Raw genomic sequence first — 14,504 nt, forward strand, 5'->3', positions numbered from 1 at the left:
ATTGTGTTTCCAGCACATTCAGCAGCGAGCGGGGAATTTTATTGACGACTGTAATTCGATCGTCAGTTGTGGGTGCTCGCTCCTCAGCTTGGGAACCAGGCGCGGTTTGTGCAGTCCGTGATTGGAGCGACTGCTCAAAGAGGGTCGCCACATCTCTGGTGCCGGAAGAGAGTGCTGCCTGGATCGCGTTCAGACTTTCAGCCAGATGTTGAAATCGCTCTGAAAAATCTTTGGCATAGAGATCAAGGTTGGTTTCTTTCTTTTCCGTCAACCGATTCATGCCAGCGTCCATCGTTTCGCGGATGTCCTGAAGTCCCTCGCCGACATTACTGAGCTGCAGCACTGCCTGCGCCAGACGATCTTCACCTCCCACACTTTTGAGCTGTTGATTTTTGCGGAACGATTTCTTGATATCGTTCCAGCGTTCGAGCTCGAATTCGGTTAAAATCCCCATCAACTCCTTGAACTTCAGCAGATTGGCTTCGGTATCCGAAGTCAATGTCTGGGCGTCGTTCTCGTAATTGGAAACAATCAGCGTTTCGAGTTCTTTCTCGTTCATCACCGCAAACACTTTTTCGGCGATGCGGTTCATATTTCGGTACGAGCCCTGTAATTTAAACGCAGGTTCGGTCCGATACTCATCAGACTGGGCCGCAGAGCGGATGTATTCCCGGTTGACGCTCAAAATCACATCACGTACGCGGATCAGTTTTTTCATGGTGGAAACCATCTCGTTGAGCTCTTCCACCGAGTAATTGCCTTCCAGATCTCCGCGTTCACCCGATCCATCCTCTGCCATCTGGATGATCGTATAAACATCTTTCTGACTGCGCGAAGAAAGCGGATTCAGCACTGGATTGGACGTGATACAGTTTTCCAGATAACTCATTTCAAAGGCATCCGCGTGTTCGCCGATCACTTCTCCCAGGTTATAAATGTCGGCCCGGTTGGAGAGCATGTCGGGAATCTGGAATTTCTCGCCGCTTTCCGTATAAGGATTACCCGCCATCACAACGGCGACTTTTCTACCGCGTAAGTCATAGGTACGTGTCTCGCCTTTATAAACGCCTTCAATTTTCCGCTGGGCATCACAAAGAGAAATGAATTTTTGCAGGAACTCTGGATTACAGTGCTGAATGTCATCCAGATAAATCATGACATTGTCCCCCATCTCCAAAGACAGATTGAGCTTCTTGACCTCTTCTCGGGCGCCGGCATTGGGGGCAGCCGCCGGATCGAGCGAAGTTACCTGATGCCCGAGAGCCGGTCCGTTGATTTTCATGAAGATGATTCCCAACCGATTGGCGATATATTCCATCAACGTCGTTTTTCCGTAACCGGGGGGAGAGACCAGCATCAGTAATCCCATGCGGTCAGTCCGTTTCTGTTCGCCTGCTTCCCCCATCTGCTTGGCCAGATTATCACCAATGACTGGCAAATAGACTTCGTCTAGTAGTCTGTTTCGAACAAATGAAGTCAGTACGCGCGGTCGGAATTCATCAAGCCGCAGGGAATTACGGGATCGATCTACGATCTCTTTTTTCAATGCCAGATACGATTCATACCGGGGAACGTTCACCGACTCAAACTCGGTTAACCGCTTCATATAGCGATTGAAGTGCAGATGATATTCTCCATTTTGAATGCGTGGATGTGAGCCTGACAGACCGGAAATCTGTGCGGTCACGGTCGCATCAATCAGTCGACTGCGATCGAGTTTGTCCTGAAGCAACAGCAGCGCCACTTCATCCAGATAATCAAAATCTTCGTCTGAATCCAGATGATCCAGATACGCCTGAACCCAGTCGCGAGCCAGGAGGAACCAGTCCGCCGGATTTTCATTCGTGGCCTCTAGACTTTCCTGCAGTCGTTCCAACGCGTTATTGTGTTTTAAATATTTTTCAAACTCCTGGTAGAGATCAGCGGCCCGCTTGCTGATTACAAACGCCTCTCCGCGTACCAGTTCCTGAAATAGATACTCGGCAGCTTCCGGAATCAATGCCTGATCACAGCAGGATATTTGCTGTACGAATTGCGAAAGCTGTTGCTGTAATTCATTGATGTAATACTGTTGTTGGCCTGTTTGGGGAAAGACCTGCATGATCCGGCCAAATCCGGCTAATTTCGTGGCAAAAAGTGCTTTTGTTTCCGGCTCGCAAAAATATTCCCAGTAGAGTGACGCTAATGCGCGTGCGCCCGACTGATATCGCAAAAGCCCGAGCGCCGGTTTCACTTTCAGCAGTGACCGCAACAGCAACAAGGTATCCTGATCGTGGACCCCTTTGACATAACCTTCACTGTAACGCGGCCCCATGAATTTCTGAATGAATGCCAGCAGCTCTTCATCAGATAGTTTGGCAAGCGATTCCACGGAATGTTCCGGATCCGACTCCAAAGATTTCATCAGACAGTACGTTAAATATTCCACCCGATACACATCACAGTTTTCCGAAACGACTTCCTGATCCCAGACTTCTCTGGTTGCTAACAGACGTTCGTCTTCGATCACTTCAAAGAAATTGGTTCCCGTCAAATGCAGCTGCAGGGCATCATCACGATAGACGGTTGTTAAATCGAGCGGCTGACGATTGACGGTGAATTGGCGATTGCCGAGCTTGATGATATTTTCGCCATCAACAAACAATTCCTGCTTGTCTTTTAACTGCCGGACGGCATCTTCGCGAATACTTTTCAGACGGCTCTGAATATCATCGACTTTAACCGTATCTTCCAGCTCACCCAACTGCCGAACGATGTCCCGGACCTTGTCGATCATCAGGTCAGAAGCAAAGTAGCCATTGATCTCATTGATCGATTCCAACTGCTCTGCACGACTGCGGATACCGGTCAGAATTCGGTCTGCCGACTTCGCCAGAGAATTCGCCCGTTTATTGCGACTTTCGACAATCGCCAGTTTGCGCGTCTCAAAGGCGGCGTAGATTTCTTCCCGCTTCTCGGTCAACTGTTCAACGAACTCATCAAATTCCGAAAATCGACCTTCGAGTTCCTCTACCTGAATCATTAGTTTGGTGAGAAAATCATCACACTTTTCAGGTGAATCGGAAACGTCCAGATAATTGACCACTCCTTGATTCAACAGCTTGATCTGGGCATTGAATTCCGCCACTCCTTCCACGGACATCAATTCCTTGATGCGTCGTTTCAAAGCAGCTCGGGACTGATTGATCCGCGAAAAGTTCGTGGAAATATTGTCAATGATCGCGGTGCGCTGTGTTGTGTCCTCGACTTTCAGATTACTGACAATATCGATCAACATTTCGAGCTCGTTCGAGCTGGCCTCGATCTCCTGCTCGACTTTTCGTGCGTCGGCAACCTTTTCTACAGTTTGAATCTGTTCTGTCGCAACTGTGATTCGATCTGCGTAGGGCTTAAGTGCATCCTCTCTCAGCAGGAACGAAACACAGCGGGTCGCCAGTTTTTCGGTTCGCTCGCCGACATTTTTTTCCATCCGATCGACCAGCCCATGATCGACATATCTCAGATCACGTAACGAAATTACATCGCCGCGCAAACCTCGTAAACTTGCCAGACTCTGGACAAAGTCATCAATCTTATCAAAACGTCGATGATCAATGTCAGTGAAAGTTTTCTTTGTCTTTGACTCAATCTCGGCTGTTGTTTTTTTCGTATTCTGCCTGAGCTGCAGAACTTTTTCATACTCAGAGACGGCCGCTTCCGCAGCCTTTTTGATCTCAAGTACGACCTCGCCTAAGACAAACGTTTCCTGGTGATTGATCCAGAAATAGGAATCGAGCACAACACTGGCCTGTTTCACCAAATCAACATACAGATTTTCGTAAGCATCTTTTCGGTAGATCAACCCGAGAAGCTCATGGCATTCGGCCATGCCGCGTACGATATCTTTATTACCAATTTTATCGAGATAAGAATCAGTTTTGTGTGGAACCTGAAATGATTCACTGATGTAAGGGGTCTTCCAAAGCTGAATCATGTGATGTTTTTGCGGCTCATCCTGGCCGGAAAAACAGATCAACTCTCCCCCTTCGAAGCGGGTGAAACCGTGGCAGATTAAAGGAGTATCGAGCTTTTGTTCGATCACATTGTACTGGAGAAGAACATAGGCTCCCTGATCCGGCTGATAGAACACATACAGAAAGTCTTCGCCGTTCGGAGACGCAATGCGTTCCTGATAGAGCATGTCCTGCAGTTCGGTGTCGAAGGTTTTTGATTCTCCGTTCTGCAAATAATAGCCGTTTGAAAAAACCAGACCATGATCATCAGGGAGCAAAATGCAGGCATCTTGAATTGAATCCAGCCGCTGGGCTTTTTGCAATTTCTCGTTGTAGATGAAATACCGGAATTTTGTTTCTTTATACGGGCGTATTTTCAGCAGAATTAATGAGCCGATGATCGCATAGAAAATCTCGGCATCGTCCAGAACCTGATCGGGATCATCAACGGGTTCGGAATAGATTCCCTCGCCCGATTCGGTATTGTTTTCGATTTTGATTGTCAGGTCGCCGCCGATGGTTTCGACAAACAAACGATCATCGATCGAAATATGAGGATGTGCTCCTGTGTAATGCAGATCGCGATGAGTACGCGTCCATTCAAATTCCTGCTGAGGCGGATACTGGACCTCGTGGTCACTCCGGTTATCTACATAAACGAGTTCGCTACCCTGAATCGCCCACTTGAACGACTTGAAATCCTTGGGGCCATCCCCGACCTTAAACAACATATACAAAAAAGGACCTTTGACAAAAAACTTGGCAAAGGTGGCATTTTTGTAATAGCGGTAGATGTCCTTGAAGTCTTTTTCGAACTCGGCATTCTGAATCAGATCGAGTGGCAACGCATGATACGTGCCCTCTTTGAATTCGTAGACCGAGAACACGTCACTCAGATGTGTTTCTGATTTCAGGCCAAAGTGCACGTTGTAACCGAACAGAAACTGGTTCCCCACCGCCAGCATATCACGGGGGATGCAATTATGCTCGGTTGTGATGCGGTCACTACCCAGCAGCTGGGTTTCAATGGAACCGAAGACCTCTTTACGCAACTCATTCAGTTTTCCGAGTCGCGCCTTCAGCTCTTTTCCATGGCTCTGTAAGCGATTTTGAATAATTTCATATGTACTGCTTTCGAGGGCAATCGCATCTGCATTGCCGCCGGCAGTCTCTTCTGAATTATTTTCCAAATCGGCCATTGATCTTATTTCCCGTGGCACCTGATATCGTTAATTCTTACAGGCCATTGCCCTGAATTCAATCGGCTCTCTCCACTGAAGTTCACACTTCAGATGGAGAGCAAGCCGACAGAACAACTATAAAAAGTCGAAAGTTGAGGTTTACACTTTTCTACTTTTTGACTTTTGCATTGATAAAGGAAGAAACTTTTTTGTCTGAAATCCCGAGGTTTTTCACAGTCTCCAACAGACGATTCAAGACGGACTTGTCTTCATCGCTGTCTGCCTGGACGAGCAGTTGAGAAATCAAAGCTGCCACGGAAAGATTCTTCACATCTTCAAAGGACATACCAAACCGGGAAATAAACGTCTGGAGTTGATCTTCGAAGTAATCAGGGTTTCCATTAAAGAACGTATTTTTAATATCGGTCAATGTTTCGCTGTTATGCACGAAGCGATCGATGGATTTACCACTCTTGATCGAATCGACAATCTTATCGAAGAAGGTCGTTTCGCCACCAACAATGTCGATGCGGGCTGACTTGAGTGCTTCCCCAACAATACCAGCCTGTGCTTCTGCGATTTCCTGTTGAGCAGCGATGGCCGCCAGTTCGATATCCTTATCTTTATTAATCTTAATCTTGAACTCTTCGTGCTCTCGACCAACACCATCGAACAGTTTCATCGCCTTGGCTTTTTCTACAATACCAGTCGCTTCAGAACTGAACTTGAGCTTCATAACAGTCGCCTCCGCCGTTCCGGCCTTCTCGGCTCCATCGGCTTTGGCAATCATGACATTGGCTTCGGCTTCACCAGTTTTCTGTACGCCTTCCGCTTTCGCAATCATAACATTGGCTTCTGCCTGACCAGCCTTTTCGGTCGCGGTGGCCTTGGCAATCATGACCTGGGCATCTGCCAGTCCGATCGCAGCACCGTCTGCTGTCTTGGCTTCCGCCATGACTTTGATCGCGTCCGATTTCTTTTCGGTGGCCGTTTTCTCAGCCTCGGCTTCGATGACCACTTTTTCAGCCAGCAGTTCGGCTGAGGTTTTCTGTGCTTCCGCTGCTTTGACTTCTTTGACCAGATTTTCTTCTGCTTCCATTTCCGCCTTGGTCACGGTGACCTGCTTGAGTCGATCTGCGCCGGCGAACTCTTCGGTATCCTTGATTCGTTCCTGCTCTTCCACAACCGCACGTTCTACAATCACACGCTCGCGAATCACTTCCTGAATATTACGTTTTTCTACTTCGATGGCTTTATCTTTCTCGATGTCAGCCACACCCACGACACGTTCGCGCTCCTTGACTTCCAGTAACCGGTCTTTTTCGACACGTTCCGTTTCGACTGCGTCAGTCCGCTGTTTACTTTTTTCAGCCACGATCACCTGTCGTAGTTTATTTTCCTCGGCAATCGCCAGTTCTTCATCTGTGCGAATCCGGGCCGATTCTGCCTTCAGGCGTTCTTCATGCTCGACACGGCGTGCTTCTGCATGCTCTCGAGCCGTTAATGAAGCAATTTCCCGCGTTTGTTTCTCAACAGCTTCGACTCGCTGGCGTTCCAGTTCCAGAATGGTTTCCTGGGCTTCTACGTCCTGCTTCTTAATGGTCTTTTCTTTTTCACGCGTAATATTATTCGACAAGACATGCTCACGAGCCGTGAGGTCGGTGATCTTTTTGATCCCCTCCGCATCGAGAATATTCGTCGGGCTTAGTTTTTCCAGAGGAGTCTGTTCCAGATAGTCAATCGCACAGTCATCCAAAACATAACCATTCAGGTCTGTTCCGATAATCTTCAGAATCTCTTCCTTGAACTTATCCCGTTCATTATAGAGTTCTACAAAATCGAAATGCTTTCCAACGGTTTTCAATGCTTCGGAAAATTTGGCATCAAACAATTCCACCAAGGCTTCCCGGCTGGAGGCCCGTTTACACCCCAGTGATTGAGCTACGTTGCGAATATCGCCAGCCGTATTATTCACACGTACAAAGAAGGCGACTTCAATATCAGCCCGGATATTGTCCCGACAAATTAAACCCACTTCGCCTTTTCGAGCGATTTCGATCCGCTTAACAGACAGGTCCATCTTATCAGCCTGATGCAGAACCGGAATCACAAAGATTCCTTCACCAGTTGCAACTTGCAGTTTCCTGACACCAGTACGCACCAGAGCCTCTTCCGGCCCGACTTTACGATAAAACCTTGTTACCGCTACCGCGAAACCGATAACGCCTATTAAAATTACGGCGCCCCCGAACGAGATTGACCAACCGAAGAGATCGGCCCCCAGCAGTTGAACTGTGGGAAGATGGAACAATGAAATGGACATAATCTTAGGACTCCTGGTTAATCTTTACGACGTAAAAAACCTGTTGTTCTGTGTTAAAGTCAGCTAAACGCACCAGATCTCCCTTCTGGATTGCCTCCTCTTCCGAACGAACATGCAGCTTCAGAGGAGCTCCCTCTGTTTCTAATTCTGCCTGACCGAACTGATCAGTAACCGTACTACTGGTAACACGACACGACTTCCCCAATAACGTCTCGATCTGATTAGGGGGCGTAAACTGGAAATACCCTTTAAATGGCTGTGTAATCAACTTTGTGACCACCAGACTGATCCCCGCGTTTCTCAAAAACAGAGGCAGATAATCCATCAAAGTATTGATTTCGATCTCGGAATCGAAATTGATCGAAAGCATCCACATGCTGAGTGAAAAAATGCTGAGCCACAACATCACCGGCACTTCGCCCAGATTGAGAAACCGCAAACCGATGAAACCAAAATCAAGAACTGAAGGACTATCTGAACCGATTTCAAAGTCCAGATCGATATCGAGAAAATCGATCTCTAATACTCCCACGATCACGCTTAGCCAATACAACACGCAAATGGCGACCAGCACCGTTGCCGGCAGTGTGGGCCAGTTTATTGCAGCGTGTATCAATTCGCTCACGATTTTCACCGGACAATAAGGGGATGTGAAATGATCCTACGAGCTCGTTCTGGATAGAATCCAACGAGTATGATTACTCCAGTATGAACCCTAAAAACGGGTCTATCGCATTGAGAACGCAATTTTCCCCGATTGGATCACGAAAACCTGCGAAACCGGCAGATTTTTTCTCGATGTCGGAATCGTTAGCAAAAAGCGAGTTGTTCAGAGAACATTCAATGTAAGACAAGCGAATGAGCAAAATGGAAAATTTGTTCCTGTGAGGCAAGATTTGCTCAAGATTTCATTTCTGTCAGTCACGAAACTGGGGAGATCAAGGCGTGAAAAAAGCCACCTGTTGTAACGGTTATGTTCAACAGGTGGCTTGATAGTATTATGTGAATCGCAGGTGCTGCTAAGCTTCAGCCTGCTGTTGCTGCAATTCAATCGGCGGGGCGCCCATAATGTGGTAGCCCGAATCGACGTGATGATTTTCGCCGGAGACACCACTCGACAGATCACTTAACAGGTACATGCCGGCCTTGCCAACATCTTCCGGAGTAATATTTTTGCGTAGCGGCGACATGGTCTGATACAATTTCATCATCATATCAAACTCGCCGACGGCAGAGGAACTGAGTGTCTTCAAAGGTCCGGCACTCAGACTGTTAATACGAATGCCTTCAGGGCCGAGTTCATTCGCCAGATACATCACGGAATTCTCAAGGGCGGATTTGCAGATTCCCATCACATTATAACCGGGGATCACTTTTTCGCCGCCCAGGTAACTGAGAGTCAAAATGCTTCCGCCGGGCTTCAAAATCTCTTTGGACCGATTGGCAATCGCCAGCAGACTATAGACACTGATTTCCATCGACAGTTTGAAGCCATCGCGACTCACGTTGTAGACGGGCCCCTTCAGGTCATCCATGGGAGCATAGGCAATGGAGTGCAGCACAAAGTCAATCTCGCCATACTCTTGCTTAACCGTTTCAAAGACGCGATCCAGGTCTTCGTCTTTGGTGACATCACAGGGAAGCATGATCTTGGCCCCCTTGGGCTCAACGAGCTTTCTCAAACGCCGTTCCATACGTGGTCGTTCAGGATCTTTGTCGGGAAGGTGCGTGAATGCGATCTCGGCCCCTTCGTCGTAAAGTTTCTCCGTAATGGCCCATGCGATTGAATGGTCGTTCGCAATTCCAAAAACCAGACCTTTTTTGCCTTCAAAAAGCCCCATACTGTGGTACTCCGTAAATATTATGAGATCTAAGAAGATTGAAGTTCGCAGAACGTCCAACCTGTTGCTGATGTCAGATTTCGCTGATTCCGTATAAACTATTCGAATTGCGCGAAATAGAAAAGTCAAAGGCGGCTTGTTGTTCGTGAAAACAGCAAACCGCCTTTAATATGGAACTTATTGAATGGCTTGTCAGAGACTATTCAAGCGCCCCCACCATCGTGGAAGACTCCTGCTCAGACTGAGCGCCCTCTTCCACTTCATTTTCCTCATCTTCCTTGTTCGGGAAGATGGCGTCGACGAAACCTCTCAGGTGAGCACTACGAGTCTGATGCTGTAATTTACGTAGGGCTTTCGACTCAATCTGGCGAATACGCTCGCGCGTCACCTTGAAAATCCGGCCTGTTTCTTCCAGCGTATAACTGTAACCGTCGCCTAAACCGTAACGCAGACGGATAATTTCCCGTTCACGGTAGGTCAGGCTCTTGAGAACATGCTCGATTTTATCTTTCAGCATTTCACGCATGGCGGCATCAGCGGGAGAAGACTCATGGCCATCTTCCAGAAAATCGCCAAAGCTACTGTCTTCACTTTCCCCAACCGGAGTGTCCAAACTGATCGGATGCTTCCAGGTTTTCATGATCCGTTCGGTCTCTTCGACTCCAAGACCAACAGAATCTGCAAGCTCTTCCATCGTTGGTTCGCGACCCGTTTCCTGACGGATCTGCTCGCTGCGAGCCTTCAGAGTTGAGATACTCTGGAACATGTGCACGGGAATTCGAATGGTCCGGGCATGGTCTGCAACAGCGCGGGTGATCGCCTGACGAATCCACCATGTTGCGTATGTTGAAAATTTGTACCCGCGGCGATATTCATATTTTTCAACGCCACGCATCAAACCGGCGTTTCCTTCCTGAATCAGATCCAAAAAGCTCAAACCACGATTTCGGTATTTCTTGGCAATTGAGACGACCAGCCGCAGGTTACCGCCGGAAAGCTGCTGTTTGGCTTCCGTCCAGTCATCGAAGCGGCGTTTAATTTCACGAGAACGTGTCTGGAAATCTTCCGAAGACTCGGCAACCATGCTGGTTAATTCCGACAGCTCACGCTCGAGAAGGCGAGTGTCGGTCGACTTATGCCGCAGCGATTTGAAATCATTGAGCTGTTCTTCGACTTCCCGAATACGTCCGGCGATTTGATGAATTCGCTTCAGTACCGGTTGAAGACGCTGTGTACGCAAGCAAAGCTCTTCACATAGTGTGGCCATTTTTTGACGGCGGACTTTGATTCGCTTTTGTACTTCACGCTGCTGTGGCTTTGTCAGTTCGCCAGAATAAAGCAACTGAAAATCGCTTGAACTTTTCTCAAGCAATGCTTTCAAAGTAGCGATGTTATAAGGCATGCGCCCCATGATCTGATCTTTGGTCGCATCTTCTGTATCAGAAGTCCTCAGAGTTCGTTCAAAAGGAAGTTCGCCGGCATAGACTTTTTCCAGAGTATCAATGGCGATCTTCAGAGCGAAATCGGATTCCAGCACAGTCCGGCGGAATCGTTTACGGGTGATTTCAATTTTCTTGGCAAGAAAAATTTCACGCGAACGACTCAGCAGTGGGATATTTCCCATCTGACTCAAATACATGCGAATCGGATCGCGGGAAGAGAGAGAGGTTTCCGGCTCGACGATTGATGAGGAAGCTTCTTCAGAATCATCATCTGATTCCGTGGTCGAACCAGCTTCAGCACCAGCCGCTCCATCAACGGCTGCTACTTCCTCTTCATCAATATCTGCATTGGGATCATCGATCAGATCGAGATCACGTTCTTCCAGCCCCACTACAATATACTCGATCAGGGCAGGATCGCCTCCTTCGTCAGGGAGAAACGTATGAACCTGTTGAAATGTTAAAAAACCTTGTTTTTCCGCTTCCTGAAATAGTGAATTCAGATTTGCATCGAAACGGTGCACGGGTCACTCCCTTAATATGTATTATCAAAAAAATTACGGCCACACGTCCGTGTGTAACCACGGCGTTTCAGTTTATGAGAATAAAAGGATCGTATTTCCAGAAGACATTAAGCCTGCTCCTCTCACTATCCTTTTCCAAAATTTTGTTACTGAGTTCACTCGTTATTTATAACTGTCACTCTACTCTGCACCCATCAATTCCTATAGCGATAGAGCAATGAAATAATTGCAAAAACACCAAAACCTGACAGCAGTTTGTAAACCGGCTCCAGATTCCTTCCCCCATAACCGAAGATGGAAGAAGAACGATCTTTTAAATACAGCCTGATCGTCAGCGGTAAAGTGGGCATCGCGTAGAGCATCTGAAAAACTATGTTGCTCAAATACGCTTTCACGCTCTTAGTCGGAGCATCCGGTTCGCCAACAAAATTAATCAAGAGGGTTCTCTCCCAAGGCATCCTTACTTCTCCCGAGAACCTGAAAAAGCTAATAAGCCTCCAGCTCATATAGCCCCATCCTACCACAACTTTTCGTAACGTCTACGGAAATCCACAACGACGATTTAAAAAATCTTAAAAAACCTCTGTCACGTTACCAGCTAACAACTTACGTCAGCTGATGGTTTTCCCTTCATTTTAAAAAGCAGAATTGGTCGCGAACCCAGCCATTCTGGTTAAATCACAAGGCGACAGTACCTTAAGCTGCAGAACCGCTCCGGACTAAAACCAGCACACCCCTGCCTCTTACCTCTATTTTCACACCCTCTGGTAAATAGTCAATCCCCTGATTCCAAACCTTGTGAAGCATAGATGAACATTTATTAAACAAGGCGTTTAAACTGTTCCCCTGAATCCTGTCAGAAACTCCCCTCACTCTCTCGAGGAAACAATTTCGCTTGATTGAACTTATGGCGGGGCTTGATATACTGGAGTCTGCGAATTTTCAATAGTTTGTTTAATAAAAGTCGGTCGAGGATTACTGTCTAAACCAGAGCCCTGGTTTGTGATCGCAAACCTTACTGTAAATTTATTGGCTGTAGTTGAGAAAGTGGAATCAGTTCAAATGAGCGCAGACGACGTAGAGAAAACATCAAGCGAAGCTGTCAAAGGGCTTAAAGGAATCATTGCGGCTGACAGTTCGATCTGTCTAGTCAACGGAACTGTGGGGAAACTCCTGTACCGTGGTTATAACATCGACGATCTGGCAGAAAATGCGACATTTGAAGAAGTCTCTTATCTGCTGCTGAACGGAGAACTTCCCAACGCCAGCCAACTGTCGGAGTATCAGGAAAGCCTGAAGAAATATCGCAGTATCCCGGGCGAACTGATCGATGCTCTCAAGCAGCTTCCCACCTCAGCATCACCCATGGCACTGTTGCGAACACTCACCTCGATGGCCGGAGTTTATGATCCTGATGCAGAATCAGAAACAGACGAAAAACGGATGCAGATCTCGATCAAATTGATTTCGCAGATCCCCACCATCGTCGCTGCCATTCATCGTGTCCGAAAAGGTCTTGAACCTGTTGCCCCCGATCCAGGTTTGTGCCACGCCGGAAACTTCATGTACATGATTAATGGGGAAAAACCAAGTGAAGATGCCACACGTGCGATGGACCTGATCCTGACCCTGCACGCAGAACACGGTTTGAATGCAAGTACTTTCACCAGCCGCGTGATCATTGCAACGCTGCCTGATATTTACTCCGCAATCACGGGGGCCATCGGGGCCTTAAAAGGAAAACTGCACGGCGGAGCAAATACAGAAGTTCTCAAAACACTGTTTGAAATCGGTTCAGTAGACAACATCGCACCGTATGTCAAAAAAGTGCGAGAAGCCAAAGGAAAATTCATGGGCTTCGGTCACGCTGTTTATCAGGTCGAAGATCCTCGCGCCAAGCATTTAAAAGAACTCTCACGACGCCTGGGTAATGAAACTGGTGAACCCAAATGGTACGAAATGTCGATCGAGATGGAGAAACTGGTTTACGCAGAAATCAAACGCAACTGCAACGTCGATTTCTATTCTGCCAGCCTGCAGCACTACATGGGAATCCCCGGCGATCTGTTTACCTGCATCTTCGCTGCCAGCCGCATCGCTGGCTGGTGTGCTCATATCCTTGAACAGCTTGACGGAAATAAAATCATCCGGCCGAAAGCAAATTACATCGGGTACGAAGAACGACCTTATGTTTCCGTAAGTGAGCGTTAAGCAAAATACGAACACTGATTACTCAAACCCCGGTTTCACACCGGGGTTTTTTCTACGATTGAATTCACAATACACGTTATCGTAAGAGACAGGGAGCTAACAATGCGAAACGAGATCCGTTTTGTAAGATTCAAATCCGGGTTACTCTGCCTCCTTCTATTGCTGTGTGGATTCCAACCAGTCGATGCCCGTGTGATTTATGTGGATAATCGCGCCGGGAGCAATGCCTTAAACGGATTTTCTCCCAAGATTGTTGATGGAAACAATGGCCCCGTAAAAACGATTAAACGGGCACTCGACTATGCCCGACGAGGCGACAAAATCATTCTCATTAACAACAAGATACCTTATCACGAATCGATCAGTCTCTCCGGAAAACGATTTAGCGGCATCGGAAAAGAAAAGTTCACCATCCTCGGTAACGGTGCTACACTGGATGGAAGCATCAAAATCCCCATGAATGGATGGAAACAACTGGGAAGTGATCTCTGGAAGGTTTCTCCCTATCGAAAAGGATATTTTAACCTGTATCGGGATGGGAAAATTCTGCCGGAATATAAACCCGAGAAAGGACAGCCCGTCAACCTGGATGATCTCTCTGAAGGAAAATGGGCCGTCTACCAGGGAGCCATCTATTATCGTAGCTCAAAAAATCAACTGCCGCCTGCCGAACCGTTTTCTCTTGCGGGAAAGTCCGTTGGCATTTCGTTGATTGATGTAGACGGAGTCTCCATTTCCGACCTGAAAATCGAAAATTTCCGAATCGATGGCATCAATGTCCACGACCGCTGTAAGAATGTCATACTGGAAAATGTCACCTGCTCAGGAAACGGACGCTGCGGCCTTTCAGTCAATGGGACTTCACAAGTGGAAGTCATCGACTCCAAGCTTATTAACAATCGCGCAGAAGACCTGCTCGTAACAGAACAGGCGATCGCCAATCTCAAACAGACAAAGCTGAGCAAAAAAGGCACAGTTACTCCCTGATGC

At 47.5% G+C, this 14,504-nt stretch carries 8 protein-coding genes (1 of these 8 only partly in view); 2 read left to right on the forward strand and 6 right to left on the reverse strand.

Annotation, left to right across the window (positions count from 1 at the left end; all coding sequences use genetic code 11):
• The 6 genes from Enr17x_RS22910 to Enr17x_RS22935 form a co-directional block, all read right to left on the reverse strand.
• Positions 1 to 5,191: the 5' portion of a DNA repair ATPase gene (locus Enr17x_RS22910; RefSeq protein WP_145312010.1), read on the reverse strand. 140 nt of this gene lie to the left of the window's left edge; only the first 5,191 of its 5,331 coding nucleotides appear in the window; its start codon is at positions 5,189 to 5,191; its stop codon lies beyond the left edge, outside the window.
• 151 nt (positions 5,192 to 5,342) lie between these two features.
• Positions 5,343 to 7,496, reverse strand: coding sequence for a flotillin family protein (locus Enr17x_RS22915; RefSeq protein WP_198000754.1), 2,154 nt, complete (start codon positions 7,494 to 7,496; stop codon positions 5,343 to 5,345).
• A gap of 4 nt (positions 7,497 to 7,500) precedes the next feature.
• Positions 7,501 to 8,121, reverse strand: coding sequence for a hypothetical protein (locus Enr17x_RS22920; protein WP_145312011.1), 621 nt, complete (start codon positions 8,119 to 8,121; stop codon positions 7,501 to 7,503).
• A 394-nt stretch (positions 8,122 to 8,515) separates the two neighbouring features.
• Entirely contained in the window at positions 8,516 to 9,337 is an 822-nt protein-coding gene (locus Enr17x_RS22925) for an enoyl-ACP reductase FabI (RefSeq protein ID WP_145312012.1), read from the reverse strand.
• A 199-nt stretch (positions 9,338 to 9,536) separates the two neighbouring features.
• A complete protein-coding gene (locus Enr17x_RS22930; protein ID WP_145312013.1) occupies positions 9,537 to 11,303 on the reverse strand; it encodes a sigma-70 family RNA polymerase sigma factor in 1,767 nt (588 codons plus the stop codon).
• A gap of 194 nt (positions 11,304 to 11,497) precedes the next feature.
• Positions 11,498 to 11,761: a hypothetical protein gene (locus Enr17x_RS22935; protein ID WP_145312014.1), complete on the reverse strand. Its 264-nt coding sequence runs from the start codon at positions 11,759 to 11,761 to the stop codon at positions 11,498 to 11,500.
• 604 nt (positions 11,762 to 12,365) lie between these two features.
• Here Enr17x_RS22935 and Enr17x_RS22940 point away from each other — a divergent pair.
• Together Enr17x_RS22940 and Enr17x_RS22945 are read left to right on the forward strand one after the other, a co-directional pair.
• Positions 12,366 to 13,514 (forward strand): citrate synthase, encoded by a 1,149-nt coding sequence (locus tag Enr17x_RS22940; RefSeq protein ID WP_145312015.1) that lies wholly within the window; start codon positions 12,366 to 12,368, stop codon positions 13,512 to 13,514.
• 102 nt (positions 13,515 to 13,616) lie between these two features.
• Positions 13,617 to 14,501 carry a right-handed parallel beta-helix repeat-containing protein gene (locus Enr17x_RS22945; RefSeq protein ID WP_145312016.1) on the forward strand — a complete coding sequence of 295 codons (885 nt, stop codon included), beginning with the start codon at positions 13,617 to 13,619 and terminating at the stop codon, positions 14,499 to 14,501.
• Positions 14,502 to 14,504: the final 3 nt, after the last annotated feature.

Source organism: Gimesia fumaroli (genome assembly GCF_007754425.1).
In the GTDB taxonomy this organism is placed as follows: Bacteria; Planctomycetota; Planctomycetia; order Planctomycetales; family Planctomycetaceae; genus Gimesia; species Gimesia fumaroli.

Coding starts and splice junctions, on each gene's coding strand:
- Enr17x_RS22915 (WP_198000754.1), bottom strand. CDS start 7,496: ATGTCCATTTCATTGTTCCATCTTCCCACAGTTCAACTGCTGGGGGCC.
- Enr17x_RS22925 (WP_145312012.1), bottom strand. CDS start 9,337: ATGGGGCTTTTTGAAGGCAAAAAAGGTCTGGTTTTTGGAATTGCGAAC.
- Enr17x_RS22935 (WP_145312014.1), bottom strand. CDS start 11,761: ATGCCTTGGGAGAGAACCCTCTTGATTAATTTTGTTGGCGAACCGGAT.
- Enr17x_RS22940 (WP_145312015.1), top strand. CDS start 12,366: ATGAGCGCAGACGACGTAGAGAAAACATCAAGCGAAGCTGTCAAAGGG.
- Enr17x_RS22945 (WP_145312016.1), top strand. CDS start 13,617: ATGCGAAACGAGATCCGTTTTGTAAGATTCAAATCCGGGTTACTCTGC.